This is a genomic window from Streptomyces luteogriseus, assembly GCF_014205055.1.
Taxonomy (GTDB): domain Bacteria; phylum Actinomycetota; class Actinomycetes; order Streptomycetales; family Streptomycetaceae; genus Streptomyces; species Streptomyces luteogriseus.
In genome coordinates this window covers 8,391,185-8,406,752 of record NZ_JACHMS010000001.1, presented here as the reverse complement: position 1 = coordinate 8,406,752, position 15,568 = coordinate 8,391,185, and the positions used below count along the sequence as shown (strand labels likewise).

14 protein-coding genes and 3 pseudogenes are annotated in these 15,568 nt (G+C 71.0%); 10 read left to right on the top strand and 7 right to left on the bottom strand.

What is annotated here, in order from left to right:
* Positions 1–85: 85 nt before the first annotated feature.
* Positions 86–1,183 (bottom strand): barstar family protein, encoded by a 1,098-nt coding sequence (locus BJ965_RS37380; protein WP_184916028.1) that lies wholly within the window; start codon positions 1,181–1,183, stop codon positions 86–88.
* A 234-nt stretch (positions 1,184–1,417) separates the two neighbouring features.
* Between BJ965_RS37380 and BJ965_RS37375 the strand changes: the two genes are divergently transcribed.
* Both BJ965_RS37375 and BJ965_RS37370 read left to right on the top strand, forming a co-directional pair.
* A complete protein-coding gene (locus BJ965_RS37375; protein ID WP_184916026.1) occupies positions 1,418–1,993 on the top strand; it encodes a dihydrofolate reductase family protein in 576 nt (191 codons plus the stop codon).
* 97 nt (positions 1,994–2,090) lie between these two features.
* Positions 2,091–2,282, top strand: coding sequence for a hypothetical protein (locus BJ965_RS37370; protein ID WP_184916024.1), 192 nt, complete (start codon positions 2,091–2,093; stop codon positions 2,280–2,282).
* Positions 2,283–2,307: 25 nt separating this feature from the next.
* Here BJ965_RS37370 and BJ965_RS37365 read toward each other — a convergent pair whose 3' ends face one another.
* Positions 2,308–2,601 carry a hypothetical protein gene (locus tag BJ965_RS37365; protein ID WP_184916022.1) on the bottom strand — a complete coding sequence of 98 codons (294 nt, stop codon included), beginning with the start codon at positions 2,599–2,601 and terminating at the stop codon, positions 2,308–2,310.
* Positions 2,602–3,055: 454 nt separating this feature from the next.
* Positions 3,056–3,352, bottom strand: a complete 297-nt coding sequence (locus BJ965_RS37360) for a hypothetical protein (RefSeq protein WP_184916020.1) — start codon at positions 3,350–3,352, stop codon at positions 3,056–3,058.
* 167 nt (positions 3,353–3,519) lie between these two features.
* Between BJ965_RS37360 and BJ965_RS37355 the strand changes: the two are divergent.
* Positions 3,520–4,335, top strand: a pseudogene (locus BJ965_RS37355) (helix-turn-helix transcriptional regulator); the annotation flags it as partial.
* Between the two features lie 39 nt (positions 4,336–4,374).
* On the opposite strand, the gene BJ965_RS37350 reads toward BJ965_RS37355, so the two are convergent.
* The gene (locus BJ965_RS37350; protein ID WP_184916010.1) at positions 4,375–4,932 is read right to left on the bottom strand and encodes a CGNR zinc finger domain-containing protein; all 558 of its coding nucleotides are present in this window, start codon (positions 4,930–4,932) and stop codon (positions 4,375–4,377) included.
* 103 nt (positions 4,933–5,035) lie between these two features.
* Here BJ965_RS37350 and BJ965_RS37345 point away from each other — a divergent pair, with 103 nt between their 5' ends.
* The 4 genes and pseudogenes from BJ965_RS37345 (at position 5,036) to BJ965_RS37330 (ending at position 9,036) form a co-directional block, all read left to right on the top strand.
* The gene (locus BJ965_RS37345; protein ID WP_184916007.1) at positions 5,036–6,202 is read left to right on the top strand and encodes an epoxide hydrolase family protein; all 1,167 of its coding nucleotides are present in this window, start codon (positions 5,036–5,038) and stop codon (positions 6,200–6,202) included.
* A gap of 143 nt (positions 6,203–6,345) precedes the next feature.
* Positions 6,346–7,388, top strand: a pseudogene (locus BJ965_RS37340) (hypothetical protein); the annotation flags it as partial.
* Positions 7,389–7,681: 293 nt separating this feature from the next.
* Positions 7,682–8,158 (top strand): DUF4232 domain-containing protein, encoded by a 477-nt coding sequence (locus BJ965_RS37335; protein ID WP_313667634.1) that lies wholly within the window; start codon positions 7,682–7,684, stop codon positions 8,156–8,158.
* Positions 8,159–8,403: 245 nt separating this feature from the next.
* On the top strand, positions 8,404–9,036 hold the full coding sequence (locus tag BJ965_RS37330) for a class I SAM-dependent methyltransferase (RefSeq protein ID WP_184916001.1): 633 nt from the start codon (positions 8,404–8,406) through the stop codon (positions 9,034–9,036).
* Positions 9,037–9,078: 42 nt separating this feature from the next.
* On the opposite strand, the gene BJ965_RS37325 is transcribed toward BJ965_RS37330, so the two are convergent.
* Positions 9,079–9,696, bottom strand: a complete 618-nt coding sequence (locus BJ965_RS37325; RefSeq protein ID WP_184915998.1) for a TetR/AcrR family transcriptional regulator — start codon at positions 9,694–9,696, stop codon at positions 9,079–9,081.
* A 131-nt stretch (positions 9,697–9,827) separates the two neighbouring features.
* Between BJ965_RS37325 and BJ965_RS37320 the strand changes: the two genes are divergently transcribed.
* Positions 9,828–11,099: an alpha/beta hydrolase gene (locus BJ965_RS37320; protein WP_313667808.1), complete on the top strand. Its 1,272-nt coding sequence runs from the start codon at positions 9,828–9,830 to the stop codon at positions 11,097–11,099.
* 30 nt (positions 11,100–11,129) lie between these two features.
* Here BJ965_RS37320 and BJ965_RS37315 read toward each other — a convergent pair whose 3' ends face one another.
* Complete coding sequence (locus tag BJ965_RS37315; protein WP_184915992.1) at positions 11,130–11,768, bottom strand: TetR/AcrR family transcriptional regulator; 639 nt, start codon at positions 11,766–11,768, stop codon at positions 11,130–11,132.
* A 67-nt stretch (positions 11,769–11,835) separates the two neighbouring features.
* On the opposite strand from BJ965_RS37315, the gene BJ965_RS37310 reads away from it, so the two are divergent.
* Complete coding sequence (locus BJ965_RS37310) at positions 11,836–13,461, top strand: FAD-binding oxidoreductase (protein WP_184915988.1); 1,626 nt, start codon at positions 11,836–11,838, stop codon at positions 13,459–13,461.
* Positions 13,462–13,482: 21 nt separating this feature from the next.
* On the opposite strand, the pseudogene BJ965_RS37305 reads toward BJ965_RS37310, so the two are convergent.
* Positions 13,483–14,119: pseudogene (locus BJ965_RS37305) on the bottom strand (HAD family hydrolase).
* 624 nt (positions 14,120–14,743) lie between these two features.
* On the opposite strand from BJ965_RS37305, the gene BJ965_RS37295 reads away from it, so the two are divergent.
* Complete coding sequence (locus tag BJ965_RS37295; protein ID WP_184915985.1) at positions 14,744–15,553, top strand: restriction endonuclease; 810 nt, start codon at positions 14,744–14,746, stop codon at positions 15,551–15,553.
* Positions 15,554–15,568: the final 15 nt, after the last annotated feature.

Below are 15,568 nucleotides of genomic sequence, written 5' to 3'. Positions count from 1 at the left end.
CATAGCAAGCGATTCTGGAGCTCAACTCGGCTTTTTGATCAGCATGTTGATGCGAAGACGGCCCTGGTCTCGCCGGGAGCGCCTGTCACGCGAAGGTGACTCGCATATGGCCCTCGGCGAGGACTTCGAGCACCAGGGCGATCAGGTCGTACGGTTCGCCCTCGGGTGTCAGGACGTGGGACAGGTGCTCGCGCGCGGGCGCGATGTCCCGCCAGAGCATGGTCGCGGGGGCGGTGTACCCGAAGGTGCCGCGCAGACAGTCCGCCAGGGCGTCCACGCAGCCGCCGAAGTAGCCGCCCGGCCCGTTGACGGCTTCGCCGAGGGCCAGGAAGAGGCTCGGCTCGTCGGTGATGTGCCGGCCGTCCAGCTCGTACGCGCTTCCGGCGGGTCGGCCCTGGTGCCGCAGCCGGCAGCCCCGTTCGCGGACGAGATCGAGCCACGCCTCGCGCTGCCGGGTGTCCAGGCAGGCCCAGACGCCGGGGGTCTGCGGTGGTCCGGCGAGCCAGCGGTCCCAGATGGGGAGGGCGTGTCCCGGGAGGGGCTCGTCGAGCGCTGCGTCCAGTTCCAGGTCGATCAGGTCCGGCCCGTGGGCGGACGGGCGCCACGCCCTGATCTTCGGCCGCAGCAGCCGGTCGGCGAGCGGCCGGCCGTTGTCGTCGCGTATCCACAGGCGGGCCTCGTCCAGGTCCAGCGCGCGCCGGGTACCCGTCGCCAGTGCCCGCCGCAGCCGGCCGCTCGGTGAGAGGCCCCGCAGGACGAGGGAGGGAGCAGTCGTCTCGTGGGGCATGACACGCGTGAACTCCCGGCAGGAGCCCAGCCACCGGTACCGGTCGTGCAGACGGACCGGAGCCCGGTGTCCCTCCGGCGGGCCCATCCAGTCGTCCCTACCCGTGAGGACGAGAGCATCCGTCTGCCGCCGCCCCCCGATGCTTTCCGCGTCCTCCAGCAGCCAGGGGTCCAGCGTCCTGTCCTCCGGTACGAGCCACACCCGGTGTCCGACCCAGCCGCGCACCTCGGCGCCGTCCGGCACCCAGCCGAGGAGCTCGCAGATCGCGCGCCTGGGTTCATTGAAGAGTCCCTCCACCTCGGCGCAGACGCCCCAGACGCGCCCGTCCTCCGAGTCCGTCAGGGCGTACCGCCCCGGCTCGCGCTGCCCCCGGTCTCCACGCACGCGGTGAATCATGCCGGGATCATGGGGAGACGGCGAGGCATTTCACCGCGGGGGCGGGCCGCGCGGGTGCACCGTGTGCCCTCCGCCGTTCGGGCGATCGGGGGCGACGTGTGGTGTGCGCAGCGATGAGTTTCCCAAGCGGGCCGGGTCTATTGGTAGGGGGGTCGCCGCAGGCCGCCGCCGGAGAGGATCGCCGGTCTCGCCACTCGCCGTTCACACCGATCGACCCCGCGTGAGGAGCACGACATGACCGCCACCTACACCTTCGACGTCTTTTCCAGCCTCGACGGTTTCGGAGCCGTCGGCGGCGACTGGACCGGCTATTGGGGCAAGCAGGGGCCCGAGTTGCTCGACCACCGCCTCGCCCTTTACGAGGGGGAGCAGCGGATGGTCTTCGGGGCCAACACCTATCGGGCCTTCGCGCAGATGCTGGCCGCGAGCACGGAGGGGTCCGACGTGCGGGACCCCTGGGTGACGCGGATGAGGAGTCTGCCGACGACGGTGGTGTCGACGACGCTGGAAGGCCCCCTCGACTGGCCCGACGCGACCCTGGTGAGCGGTGACGCCATCGACGTCGTCAGCCGGCTCAAGGCGGAGTCGGAGGTGCCGTTGCGCTCACACGGCAGCCTGTCGCTGAACCGGGCGCTGATGGCCGCGGGCCTGGTCGACCGGTTGCAGGTGACGCTCTTCCCCGTCATCACCGGTCGGACGGGGCTGGACCCCGTCTTCCGGGATGCGGCCGACTTCGATCTGGAGCTGGTCGGGCATCGCACGCTCGACGGTCACATCCAGGAACTCGTCTACCGGCCGACCCTCCATTGACCGGGGCGCGGTTGAGGATGTCCGGCTCAGAGGGGGATGCTCGCCATGAGTGGACGACTCGCCTGATCCAGCCGGGTCCGCCCGGTAGCCTCACGCCATGGACGGACTGCCCGCGAGTGTGGACCACGACATCCTGGCGCACCGGAGCATCGCCGCGATCGCGACGATCCGCGAGATCCTGGGCTGCACGGTTCACCAGGCTGTCGATGTCTACGCGCAGCGGTACGAGGAACTCCGCCGCGACCGGCCGGACGACTTCCGGCCGGGCCCGGACGAACACGGCCGATGACGGCCCGCCGTCCGGGCTCCCACCATCAGGCGCTGGCGTGCCGCCGCCAGGCCGTCCTCCGGGGAGCGGCATGGTGCGCGGGCTCCTCCGCACGGTCGGCCTGTCGACGCCTCAGCCACAGGACCGTCATGCCCAGCAGAACGGCGAAGACCGCCAGGATCGCCACTGACACCCACATCGGCCGGCCCCCGGGGTCGTCCCATCCCGCCGATGCGGCCGAAGTCGCCCACAGGACGGCGCCCCCGGCGTAGAAGGTGCGCATCCGGCGCAGCTGACGCAGGGCTCGTACGGATTCAACGTGATCGGTTTCCGAAGCCATGCCGACGCAGGTACCCCGGAACGCGCTGTCTATCAGCGCTCGGCGATCCGCTCCTGTCGTCGGAGCCGGGTGCCGTGGCCGGGCACCGGCCGCGGGCCCTCCCACGGCTCCGCCCGCCCTGTCACGCCCGGCCGGACGGCGGACCGCGCGGACGGACGCCCGGAGTTGCGGCCGCCCCGTTCCGAGGGCCGGTCCAGACGGCCGAGGGGGTACTCTGCCCGGCTCTGCCAGTGCTCACCGTCCCACACGATGAGTTCGGCGGTGTCGACAACCGGAACGGCTCGCCGAAGGAGGCGAAGACGCCGCCCGGCTCGAGCAGCCGGCCATACGTGACCACCGGCCCTCAGGGTTGGTCCAGTGCAACGCTGCGGCCGCGTAGACCAGTGCTGTCGGGCCCGGCCGGAATCCGGCGGTCGACGTGCCGGGCGTTCGGACGGTCCCGCGTCTTCACCTCTCAGGGACTGTCCCCGCGGTAGTGGAAGCGGCACATCACCCCGGGGCCCGGCGTTCGGGGCTCGCCGGGGCAGGGATCGTACAGGGCGCGGCCGCCGGGGAACTGCCCCAGTTCGGTGGGCAGTGCGGCACCCGTACCGATCTCGTCCGGTGTCCAGCCTGTGACGTCCAGCAGCAACCCGTCCAGCGGCCCTCCGACGAGGTGGGCGTAGGTCTTCCCGGAGCGCGGGCCCGGGTCGGGGTCGTCGTGGTCGTGGCCGTAGACCCGGCCGCGCAGCAGTTGCTCGTCGCCGTTCATCCGTACAGCGTTGCAGCCACCACTGACAACGCGGGTCGGTCGAGAGCGGGGACAGTGGTCGGCGCGGGCGAGGGCGCCCTGGTGCCACCGCGTGCCGTCGTCCGAAATCGTGGGCATCGCGTGCGCCTGGGCCCATGACGAGGGCATGACCGACCGTGACGCCTTCCTTCGCGCTGTTGCCCGGCTTCCGGGCCGAACTCACGGGACTCGACCACGACGAGGCCCTCGCCTTGCTGACCGCCGGATCGGGGCGCGCCGAGCACGTGTTCGGCCTTGGCTCGGCACTCGCCTCGGCGATGCGCAAGGTGACCGACGCGCTGCCCGAAAGTCATCGCGCCACCGCGAACGACGCGGCCCGGCGTTTCCTCATCGAGCCGGAGACCGACCTGCTCTCACGCCGGCCGGTCCCGGAGGAAGTGGCCCGAGCGACGATGACCGAGATCCGGCGCGCGGTGCTCGCCGGACACCGACTACGCATCCGCTACGCGGCGACGGGGCGAGCGCCGCAGTGGCGCACGGCGGACCCGATCGGCCCGGTCACCGTGCGCGACCGGAGCTACTTGCTGGCCACGAGATCCGGCGCGGACCGCACGTACCGGATGTCGCGGGTCCTGGCCGCCGAGAAGCTTTCCGAACCGGCATGGCGACCGGACCAGGTCGATCTGGACCGGGTCTGGCGGGAACGCTGCGCGCAGTTCTTGTCCGGCGACCACATCGCCGTGCTGGTGCGGGTGGCCCCGCAGCGGCGGGAGGACCTGATGAGCAGCGCCGTCGCCGTCCGCGCCGCGGCACCCCACCCGGACGGCCGACTGCGACTGCGACTGCGACTGCGACTGCGACTGCAAGTGACGTACCAGGATCTGCGGCACGCCGAGTGGGCGTTGTGGCAACTCGGCACGGATGCGGAGGTCCTGGCCCCGGGGGCGTTGCGCACCGCCCTGCGCGACCGCGCCGCCGCGATGGCCTCACTCTACGGAGACGCTCTCCGAGCCCGTGGACCGTGCATGGCAGAAGCGGTGCCGTCAGGGGCGCTTGTTGGCGTTGAAGCGCGCCTTCTTCTGCCGATTTCCACACGTGTTCATGTCACACCATTTGCGAGTACGGCTCTGGCTGGTGTCGAAGAAGGCCGCTCGACAGGTTGGCGATGCGCACAAAGCCAATTTTCCGTCGCGTTCGCCCGCGATGATGCTGATCGCATCGGCGGCGATGACACCCAGGGCGTCCTCCACGCAGGAAGCCGAGCTGAGTCGCCATTGCCGATTTCCCTCGGGCGTGAGGATGGCCGCGGCCCGCCCCTGAGCACTGCGGTCGTTGATGACCCGCACAGCAGACGCAGGGAGATTTTCCTGGCCGGCGGCCGCCGTCAAGGCGGCGTGAATCGATTCCCTCAGTTCCCTGGCGAGTTCGAGCTGGGCAATGGTGCAGGACTCCACGGCGAGGCCGTTCACTGCCAGCCAGTCGGCGAGTCGCTGCGGCACGGGAATACGTTCCACCGCGTTTCCACGGCGCTCCGTCAGAGTCGCCGTGAAGCTGGTCGGCAGCACCTTGCCGAGACGGAAGTCAGGGAACTCATCACGCATGGAACCACCTTAGCCGGTTGCAGGCCGGCATCGGCCCATGCTAGAACCGCCTTAGCCGGTTCCCGGCAGGCCCGAGCCGGTTCCACGACGACCAGGAGGCCCCATGCCCGGCGACGTGCACGCCTTTGCAGCCCACGCGACTGACGCCGACCTCGACGATCTGCGCGCACGGCTGACCGCGGCGCGACTACCCGAGCCCGAGACGGTCCATCGTGCTGCGCCCGGCCCTCAGCGATGGGGTCAGGGCGTTCCACTTGCCGACCTCGTCGAGGTCGTGAACTACTGGCGCACCGGGTACAACTGGCGGTCGTTCGAGGACCGCCTCAACGAGATCGGCCAGTTCCGCACGACCATCGACGATCTGGGAATCCACTTCCTGCACCGCCGTTCCGCGCGCACGGATGCCACTCCTCTGATCTTGACGCACGGCTGGCCGGGCAGCATTGCCGAGTTCATCGATGTGGTGGACGAGCTGGCAGATCCGCAAGACGCGAACGCGCCGGCGTTCCACGTCGTGGCTCCCTCGCTGCCGGGCTTCGGTTACAGCGACAAGCCGGCCACCACCGGGTGGGGGACAGAAAAGATCGCGGCCGCATGGGTGGAACTCATGGGACGGCTCGGCTACAGCAAGTTCGCGGCCCACGGCGGCGACTGGGGAGGCAATATCACCACGGTTCTCGGCGGCAGGTTCCCGACGCACGTTCTCGGCATCCACACGACGTTCGCGGAAGGACCGCCCGGGCTGACAACGGATGGACTGACGGCGGTCGAGCGGACATGGGCCGAGGAGACCCGCGACTTCTGGCGCCACCGCGCGGCGTACGCGAAGCAGCAGGCGACCCGGCCACAGACCATCGGCTACTCGCTAGTCGACTCACCGGTCGGCCTTCTTGCCTGGATCCTCGACAAGTTCGCCGAGTGGTCAGACACGGAGGACAGCCCCTTCGAGAAGATCTCCAAGGACCGTGTTCTCGACGACGTCACCCTGTACTGGCTGACGCGGACCGGCGCGTCGTCGGCCCGCATCTACTACGAAAGCCACAACTCGCTCGATCCCGAGCTTCGGGTCGACGTCCCATCAGCCATCACCATGTATCCCCGCGACGTCGAGAAGTGTCCGCGCCCCTGGGCCCAGGAGCGGTACCGGCAGATCGTCCGGTGGGGGGCGCCCGAAACCGGGGGACATTTCCCGTCGCTGGAGGTTCCCGGGTACTTCGTCAAGGATCTGCAAGAAGGCCTCACGGCAGTGCTGGCCGCCGCCGGTCGGTGAATTCCTCCTGGCGCGACAGGGAGAGCGCCAGATGAGAGTGCCGCCGAGACCTTCCCGGACCAGACGCCTCAGGTCCGTGCTTCCCGCCGTCGCCTCCGCCGCCCTTGCCGTATCAGCACTTTCCGCGCCTGCCGCGGCTGCCCTATCGCCGCGGCGGCTACGGAACCAGGATGGCTGCGGCCGACACGGACAGCCTGCGCCGCCTCTTCGTCGAGAAGTTCCACAAGCCGAAGCGGACGTACATCCACGGCCAGTCGCCGCGAAGACCATCGAGATCTACGGCTCCGAGAAGCACGGCCCCTATGACGGCGCGCTGCTCACCAACGGCGTCCTCGGCGGCGGCTCCCGCGGCTACGACTATCGGGTGGACCTGCGCGTGGTCCATCAGTACTACTGCCGGAACCATCCCCGGCCGCCAGAGGCGCAGTATCCGTTGTGGGAGGGACTGCGCGCGGGGTCGACGATGACGACGACCGGCCTGCGCGCCCGGCTCCAGGAGTGCACCGGCTTCTCCTCGCTGCCCGAGGAGCGCACCGCCCTGCAGCAGCGCAACCTCGACGACATTCTCGCCGTCACCAAAATCCCGGAACGGACCCTTGAATCGCACCTCAGGTTCGCCACGTTCACGTTCCGCGACATCGTGCACAACCGGCTCGGCGGGCGGAACCCCTTCTCCGACAAGGGGGTCGTCTACTCCGGTTCCCATGACGACGCCGCCCTCAACGCGGGCGTCGAGCGCTTCTCCGCGGACCCCACAGCCATGCGGGACCTCTCCTACGACAGCGACATCACCGGGAGGGTCGCGGTCCCCGTCCTCACCCTCCACGCGATCGATGACCCGACGGCGTTCGTCGAGCACGAGGCCGCGTACCCGGCCGGCCTGCGCGGCGCCAAGCGCGACAAGCACCTCGTGCAGACCTTCACCGACGAGCACGAGCACAGCGGGCTGAGCACGTCCGAGTACGCCAACTCCATCTCGGCGCTGGACGCATGGGTCCGTAGCGGGAAGAAGCCCACCCCGGTCTCGATCGCGGCCTCCTGCCCCACGTTCGACGCCTCGTACGGCACGGGCTGCTTCTACAAGCCGGCTTTCACGCCCGCTCCGTACGCCACACGCGTGAACCCGCGCCCCGACGGTCTGAACTGGCCGGCCTTCTCCGCCCACCAGGAGAAGAAGTGGAGCCGGCAGCCCTCGGGGGCATCGCGCCCTGAGCCGGCGAACGGGCGCCGAGCCGACCCGTACACGCTCCGCATCCCGGCGCGGCGTTCCAGGCTGCCGGTGTCTGTGCTGGTCAGCGCCCGTTTCAGCGTTCCGGCGTCCCGAAGTGACCGCCTGGCGTGGCGAGTGGGACGGATCGCGGAACAGGCTGAGGTCGTCCAAGCAGCTCGCTGGACAGTCCACTTCGCACCTTGGAGATCTCGATGCGTTCGCGCTTTGCCGCCCCCTCCGCCCGTCTCGCCCTGGCCGCAGTCGCGGCGGTGGCCGTCACCGCCACCGCCGCCGGCACTGCCACGGCCACGGCCCCGGCCGACAGCCGAAGCAACACCGCGCGGGCCTGCGCAACCAAGGACCTGAGCTTCAAGGTCAGCCTGAAGACACAGGCGGGCGGCTACTACCTCGTCACGGCCAAGGCCAAGTCCGGCGTCACCTGCTACCTGGAGGGCGTCTACCCCTCCGCGTCCTTCGGCTCGTCCGCCGACACCGAGGTGGCGCCCGCCGAGCACGCGGTCAGCGAGAGGGTCACCCTGTCCGGCTCCACCGCCGCCTACGCCGGCGTCAACCCCAAGACCACGAACAACGATTTCGGCAAGGAGTTCGACTACCTCCACCTGTCCGTCGCGGGCGACGAGACCAACGCCGTCACTCTCGCCCTCCCCGAGACCGCCACGGTGGACCGGCCCGTCGCCACGAACTGGCACGCCGACCCCGCCGACGCCGTCCCCTTCGCGAACTGACGCCCCGCACCGGGCACTCGTACCGATCCCGATGACGGCGGCACCTCCGAGGGGTGGGGCGGCACCACGCCCGCTCCCCCGGTGACGAGCCGGCCGCCCAGCACGCCCCCGGCCGACGGACATCCCGTCGGCCGGGGCCGCAGCCGTTCCTCGACCGCGGAGGTCTGTTGCCGTAACCGCAACATTCCGTGCCGAGCCGGAGGGGGCCTGGCAAGACTGAGGGCACACCGACACATGGAGGCCTGATGAGCACCACCGATGCGGTCACCTTCTGGGACGACGTCTACGCGGGCCGCCCCGCAGCCGAGGGCCCCCGCCCCAACGCTCGCCTCACCGAGACGGTGACGGGCCTCGGCCTGCCGCCCGGCGAGGCTCTCGACCTCGGATGCGGCGAGGGCGGTGACGCGTTGTGGCTCGCCGGGCAGGGGTGGCGTGTCACGGCGGTGGACATCTCGGCCGTGGCGGTCGAGCGGCTCACCGCCCTCGCTCGGGCACACGCCCTGGGCGACCGCGTCCTCGCGGCGCGGCACGACCTGCAGGAGTCCTTCCCGTCCGGCGACTTCGACCTGGTCTGCGCCCACTACCTGCACACCCCCTTCGGGCTGGACCGGTCGACCGTCCTGCGATCGGCCGCTCATGCGCTGCGGCCCGGCGGACGGTTGCTGGTGGTCGACCACGGATCGACGGCGCCCTGGTCCTGGAACCAGGATCCCGGCCTTCGCCACCCGAGCCCGCGGGAGGTCGCCGACGGCATCGATCCGAACCCGGACACATGGACGGTCGAGCGGGCCGAGGCACCCCGCCGGAGCGCGACCGGCCCGGACGGAAGCACCGCCGAAGTCACCGACCACGTACTCCTGATCCGCCGCACCCCCTGACGGAACCGAGCATCGGGCACGGGCGCGTGAACATCCGCCGCCTCATGACGCGGCTTCGGCTCCGCGAAGGCCACTGAACACCGCGGGGGTCGTCCACCCGCGCAGGACGGCGTGCATCGTCGATCCGAACGCGGCCTCCGCGGTGGCCGCGTCGAGGGCCCCGGCCAGTTCCAGCGTCACGAGTCCGTGCATGGCCGCCCACATCGACAGGGCGATCGATGTCGCTTCACCGGCGAGGACGGACGCGGTCACGGCGCGGTCGATCGCCGTGAGGAGCGGGCGGATCGGGTCGTCGACTCCGACTTCCCCCGACGGGTCGAAGGACTGCACACCGCCGAACAGCACCGTGTACAGGTGGCTGTGACCTCGCCCCCAACGACGGTAGGCGACGGCCAGCGCGTAAAGATCGGCCAGCGGGTCCTCGGACGCCGGCACCGCCGACACGTCCTGGAACAGCCCGGCGACGGCTCTGTCCCGCACCGCGCCGATCAACCCGTCCTTGCCACCGAACAGGGAGTACACGGCCGTTGTCGACGTTTCGGCGGCTGCGGCCACGGCACGGACCGTCACCGACTCCCGCGGACGCGTCGCCAGCATCTCGGTCGCACACACCACGAGCCGCTCTTTGACGGCCTCGTCGTTCGTTCTCGGCCTACCCACGACCGACAGCCTACCTCCTCTGATAACGTCGTTTTGAAACAGCGTTATGAAACTGTCGGAGGTCTGCCGTGCCCACATCCGTCATACGTCTCGCCCGCGCCACCGGGCGCTTATCGTCGGCTTTGGCCGCCGTGGTGGCTCTGGTCGTCGCCTTCGTCGGGCTGCTCGCCCTCACCGACGGGGTGGGCTCAGGGCTTGCGGCATGGTCGACGACCGTCGCCGTCGGGGCCGCCCTCGCGATGTGGCGGGGGCGGCGCCGCTGTTGGCCGGCACGGCTCGTGCCGTTCGTGCCGGTGATCGTCGCGGCGGCACTGACGGCTACGGTCTGCGTCCCGACCGTGCCGACGGCCCGGCAGCGCCCCCCGGCCCTGCCGTTCGTGGAGACACAGCACTGGAGCCTGACGACAGGCAGCAGGGTCGCGGTGTACCACTACCCGCCCGCCGGCCGGGGCCCCCGGCATCCCGTCCCGTTCGTGTACCTCAACGGCGGGCCGGTCCGCGGCATCTCGGTGCTCGACCACCGGTTCCTGCGCCTCCTGGCACGCCGGGGCCACGACGTCTACGCCTACGAACCGGCCGGTGCCGGGCGAAGCGACCTGCTCCCCATGGACCAGTACACGATCTCCAGGTCGGTCCGTGACCTCGCCGCCTTCGTCGACCGCCTGGACCGGGGCAGGGCCGACGTCCTCGGCTTCTCCGCGGGCGGGGTCGTGCTCACCCGGGCCCTGGCCGATCCGGGCGTCGCCGCACGCCTGCACCGGGCTGTCATCGCCGATCCCGGCCCCATGGACGGCCCCACCGCGGACATGGCCGGGCCCAAGGGGCGGAAGTCCGCCCGGGGCCTCGCACCGGCCATGACCGGACCGCGGTCCACCCATGTCCCCCGGTACGCCGTGGCATTCGGCCTCATGCGACTCGGACTCCTCACCCCCGACACGGGGTTGCTCGGACAGGCCGAGGGCGACAACGCCTTCACCGCCGCCGATCTGGGCAGCGACACGGCCTCCGCCTACTGCGCGCGCGACGCACACCGAATCCCCGCCGAGGACACCGCACGCACCTTCTCCTTCAGCCCTGCCGCCAGCCTCCGCGTCCAACAGACGATCAGGGACTCGCCCTCCATCGCACGGCGGCTGGGGCAGTCCCGGATCCCCGCCATGCTGATGATCGCCGAGTGCTCCTCCCAGGTCCGCCGATGGGCGACCGAGATCCTCGCCCACGACCCCGCCGTTCAGCGGACGCAGTACATGCCGGGAGTGGGACACCACATGTGGAACGGCCTGGACGGCAACAACGAGCGTGCTGCCGCCGTCGTCACCGCGTTCCTCCAGGACAAGCCGGCACCCCTGCCGAACCGTCCGACCCGTGACGAGATCCCGGCCTTCCTTCGGGACCACACGTAGGCGCCCGCCTGCGGCGGTCCGGTCGACCGCTCAGGCGACCTCGTCGCCGACGGCGAGGATGGTGCGGCCGGCCGCGAAGAGCCGCGCGCAGCGTTGCGTCATGACTTCGGGCGACTGGTCGGGGTGGTCGACCCACCAGCGGACCAGTGCGGTGCACAGGCCGCGCCACGCGTAGGCGAGGGCGTCGGCGTCCAGCGGATCACCGGATCCGGTCGTCCGCAGGAGGTCGGCGGTGCCGGTCGCTGCGAGGTCGTCGACGGCGCGACGGTAGTACGCCGCGCGGCGGGCGGCGTCGCTGCCGGGCGGCAGCGTGGCGTCGTAGAGGACGAACCACGCCTCGCGCTGCCCGTCGAGCGCGGTGAACAGGGCGTGCAGTACACGCAGGGCGGTGGGTGGCGCGGCGGGGGCGGGTTCGGTCATGGCGGTGCGGATGGCGTGCAGGAGTCGGTCGCCCACGGGGTTCAGGCAGGCGAGGTAGAGGTCCTGTTTGCTGCCGAAGTAGTGGTGCAGCAAGGGCTTGGTGACGCCGACCCGGGCGGCGACGGCGGCCACGGTGGTGGCCTCGTAGCCGTGGCGGCCGAACTCCTCGGTGGCCGCCGCGAGGACCTGTCGTTCGCGGGTGGCCCTGGGGACTCCCTTGGTGCCGGCTTTCGAGGAGGGCGTTGTCATGGCACTCATATTACCCTACGGTAATTTTCCATAGGGTAAATTCATCGGACCTGCTGGGAGCACACGCATGCCCGCCTCACCCTCCGGTCACGGCACCTCCCGCACCCGCTCCTGGTGGGGCTGGGGCTACGCCGACTCCCACCCGGACGACGCCGAATGCGTCGCGATGGGCGCTCTGTTGCCGGGCACCCTGGCCCGCCCGTTGCCCATCCCCCGGGTCGCCGACCTGGCGATCGCCCGACCCGGAGTGACACCCCCGTCCTCGCTGGCGCATCTCGTCACCACCGATCCCGAGGCGCGCGCCGCCCACGCCATGGGCAAGGCCTACCGCGACATCATCCGGGCGCTGCGCGGCCGACCGGGCCGGGTCCCCGACCTGGTCGCCCGTCCGACCGACGACCGGGAGGTGGCCGACCTGCTGGACTGGGCCGGCGGGCAGGGTGTGGCCGTCATCCCCTTCGGCGGCGGCTCCTCGGTCGTCGGCGGTGTGGAATACCGCGGCGACACCCACCGTGCCGTGCTGTCGCTCGACCTGACGTCGATGGACCGGGTCCTGGAGATCGACACCGTCAGCCGCTCGGCCCGCGTCCAGGCCGGGGCGCTCGGTCCCGTGCTGGAGGAGCAGGTGCGTCCCCACGGCCTCACCCTGCGCCACTTCCCGCAGAGCTTCGAGTTCTCCACCCTCGGCGGCTGGCTGGCCACCCGGGCCGGAGGCCACTACGCCACCGGCCGCACCCACATCGACGACTTCGTACAGTCCCTGCGCGTGGTCACGCCCGCCGGATCGAGCACGTCCCTCCGGCTGCCCGCATCCGGTGCCGGGCCGTCGCCCGACCGCCTGTTCCTCGGCTCCGAGGGTGCGCTCGGGGTCATCACCGAGGCGTGGATGCGCTTGCAGGAACGTCCGCGGTACAAGGCATCGGCGTCGGTGGCGTTCGCCGACCTCCCCCGCGCGCTGGAGGCGGTGCGTGTCATCGCCCAGTCGGACCTCTCCCCCGCCAACTGCCGCCTGCTCGATCCCGGCGAGGCGCTGCTGTCCGGCGCCTCGCAGGACGGTTCCTCCGTCCTGGTGCTGGGTTTCGAGTCCGCCACCGGTCGCGTCGACGACCGCCTCGCGAACGCCCTGGAGCTGGCGCGGGCTCATGGCGGCCGGGGCGGAGCGCCGACGGCGAACGGGGGTGCAGACTCGGCAGACCACGACGCACCGGCCGACGCGGCGGTGAACGCCTGGCGTTCGGCCTTCCTGCGCATGCCGTATCTGCGCGACGGCTTGGCCCGTATGGGGGCCGTCGTCGACACCTTCGAGACCGCCGCCACCTGGGACAGGATCCCGGCCCTGATCGACGCCGTCCGCACCGAGGTCGGCTCCGCCGCCCTCAAGGCCACCGGACACCCCGCTACCGTCAACTGCCGTCTGACGCACGTCTATCCCGACGGCGCCGCGCCCTACTTCACGGTGGCCGCCGCCGGCCGCCCCGGCGAGGAGCTCGGCATCTGGGACGACATCAAGGCTGCCGCGAGCGACGTCCTGCACCGCCACCGCGCCACGATCACCCACCACCACGCCGTCGGCCGGGACCACCGCCCCGGCTACGACCTCCAGCGCCCCGAACCCTTCGCGCTGGCGCTGCGCGCCGCCAAAGACGCCCTGGACCCGCATCACATCCTCAACCCGGGCGTACTGATCGACTGACCGAACACCTGGGGGACCCGCTCAGACCGCGGCAGTCCCCTCAGGGTCGCTCACGCGGGCCAGGATGTGCGGGGCCGCCTCGCGCAGACTGGGGAAGTGGCGATGCACACCCTCCACCGGGTCAGGGGCGTTCACGCCCCACACCGTCATCCCGGCGCGCAGCCCCGACCGCACTCCGGAGGGTGCGTCCTCGATCACGAGGCAGTGTCCGGGCTCGGCGCCCAGCCGGGCGGCGGCCCGCAGATAGGGCATGGGAGAGGGCTTGCCCTCCTCCACAGCGGCCGCGTCCACGATCACGTCCGGTACCGGCAGGCCGGTCCAGGAAGCGGCCACGCACCCGGTGCTCGTAGTTCGACGTCACCAACGCCCAAGCGCCCCAGGGCAGATTGCGCAGCAGTTCCGAAGCGCCGTCGAAGGCCGTATAGACGCCGGACCGGACGTCCTCGTCCTCCAACTCGTGCAGTACGCCCAGGCATTCACGCGCATCACGCTCCGCGGCGACCTGAGCGAAAGTCTCCATCGGCCGCGTCCGCAGCGCCACCCGGTAGACCTCGTCCGGATCCAGCCCGTACCGCTGCGCCCATGTTCCCCAGACCCGACGCTGGTTGCTCACCGCGTCGATCAGCGTACCGTCGACGTCGAACAGGACGTACTTCATGCGGCCCGGCCGCTCGCCTCCACTGATCACGCATCGATCATGTCAGGCGTCCGGCGGGCGATTCGGGGCAGCTCACCGAGGCACCGGCGGTGTCGGAATGCCGACATGATTCTGATCCGAAAGGGCAATGCCGCGTAGGCGTCCGAAGGCCGTCCACGCCGAGCACCGGCGGCCGCCCAAGCGCCCGCCGGTTCGCCGGATTCCCTCCGTGTCGGCTCGAACTCGGACTGCGGTGAGGCGTGTTGAGGCCGAGCGTCTGTGGCCCGGCGCCGTCGCTGTCGCTCTCAGCCGCTTCGAGCGGGCCTTCAGGGAGCAGGGGCGCTCTCCGAGCGGCCCGTACGAGAGTCCCGGCATCGAGATCGAAGACGGTCGGGACGACCCGGACGAGGTCCTGCGTCATCTGCCCGGAGGGGCCCGCGTGGATCTCGGTCGCCTGGTGGCGCGTATCGGCGCGGAGTTCGAGCGCCGCACCCTCCCGGATCCGGGTTGGGCGAGCGAGTGGACCGCAGGGCGTCGGTGGTGGTGGCGCATCAGAGAACGGTGACGACGGCCCCAGCGGTGAAGGCGTTGATCTTGGGCACACGGTGGGAGTGATCTTGCTGTTGTCCCAAGAGGGGGGATGTCGTGACAGTGCCTGCGCCTCGTACGACGCTTGTGAAGCGCCGCCGATACCGGTTCGACCTTCGGTCGACTGCCCTGTTCTTCGTGTTCCTCGCAGTGGTCGTGAGCGTCCTGGGCCTCACCGCCCGCGTGGCGGCGGGCGCTCTCGAGCGGCGCCCGGCCTGGGTGTTCGTGCTGGTCCTGATAGGTGTCGCAGGCTGTCTGGGCCTGCGGCGCCGGTGGCGCGTGGCGGAAGTGGCTCGTCGGGCCGCGGCCGCGCTCGACGATGCGGCCAGGGAAGCGGCCGAGCAGTTGGAGGCTCCCGCGGTTCCCCCCGGGCGGTCGGCAGTCGAGGTCGTCGCGGTCGACTACGCCGCCCTGACGCCGGAGGAGGTCGACTACGCCGCCCTGACGCCGGAGGAGTTCGAGGAGGCGATCGCCGCACTCTGCGAACGCGACGGCTGCTCCGGCGTCGAGGTCGTGGGTGGCGCCGGAGACCTGGGCGCCGATGTCGTGGCGGTAACGCCCGATGGGCGCCGGATCGTCGTCCAGTGCAAGCACTACGACGAGTCCCACCGGGTCGGATCCCAGGACCTCCAGCGCTTCGGCGGCACATGCTTCACCGTGCACGAAGCCGATGTCGCCGTACTGGTCAGCACCAGTGACTTCACAGCGCCCGCGCTGGAGTACGCCCAGCAGTGCGGGATCCTGTGCGTGAACGGGGAGACCCTGGAGGCGTGGACGGGCGGCACCGGCCCCCGGCCCTGGGACGTCGCCCCGGAGGCCGGGACGGCCGGAGCGGCAGGCTCCGAGACAGCCGGCGCCGGGTCCTGAACGGTACGCGCGGCC

Bases quoted from the DNA above. Each gene is read 5' to 3' on its own strand.
- BJ965_RS37380 (WP_184916028.1), bottom strand. From the start codon at position 1,183: ATGATTCACCGCGTGCGTGGAGACCGGGGGCAGCGCGAGCCGGGGCGG.
- BJ965_RS37375 (WP_184916026.1), top strand. From the start codon at position 1,418: ATGACCGCCACCTACACCTTCGACGTCTTTTCCAGCCTCGACGGTTTC.
- BJ965_RS37370 (WP_184916024.1), top strand. From the start codon at position 2,091: ATGGACGGACTGCCCGCGAGTGTGGACCACGACATCCTGGCGCACCGG.
- BJ965_RS37365 (WP_184916022.1), bottom strand. From the start codon at position 2,601: ATGGCTTCGGAAACCGATCACGTTGAATCCGTACGAGCCCTGCGTCAG.
- BJ965_RS37360 (WP_184916020.1), bottom strand. From the start codon at position 3,352: ATGAACGGCGACGAGCAACTGCTGCGCGGCCGGGTCTACGGCCACGAC.
- BJ965_RS37350 (WP_184916010.1), bottom strand. From the start codon at position 4,932: ATGCGTGATGAGTTCCCTGACTTCCGTCTCGGCAAGGTGCTGCCGACC.
- BJ965_RS37345 (WP_184916007.1), top strand. From the start codon at position 5,036: ATGCCCGGCGACGTGCACGCCTTTGCAGCCCACGCGACTGACGCCGAC.
- BJ965_RS37330 (WP_184916001.1), top strand. From the start codon at position 8,404: ATGAGCACCACCGATGCGGTCACCTTCTGGGACGACGTCTACGCGGGC.
- BJ965_RS37315 (WP_184915992.1), bottom strand. From the start codon at position 11,768: ATGACAACGCCCTCCTCGAAAGCCGGCACCAAGGGAGTCCCCAGGGCC.
- BJ965_RS37310 (WP_184915988.1), top strand. From the start codon at position 11,836: ATGCCCGCCTCACCCTCCGGTCACGGCACCTCCCGCACCCGCTCCTGG.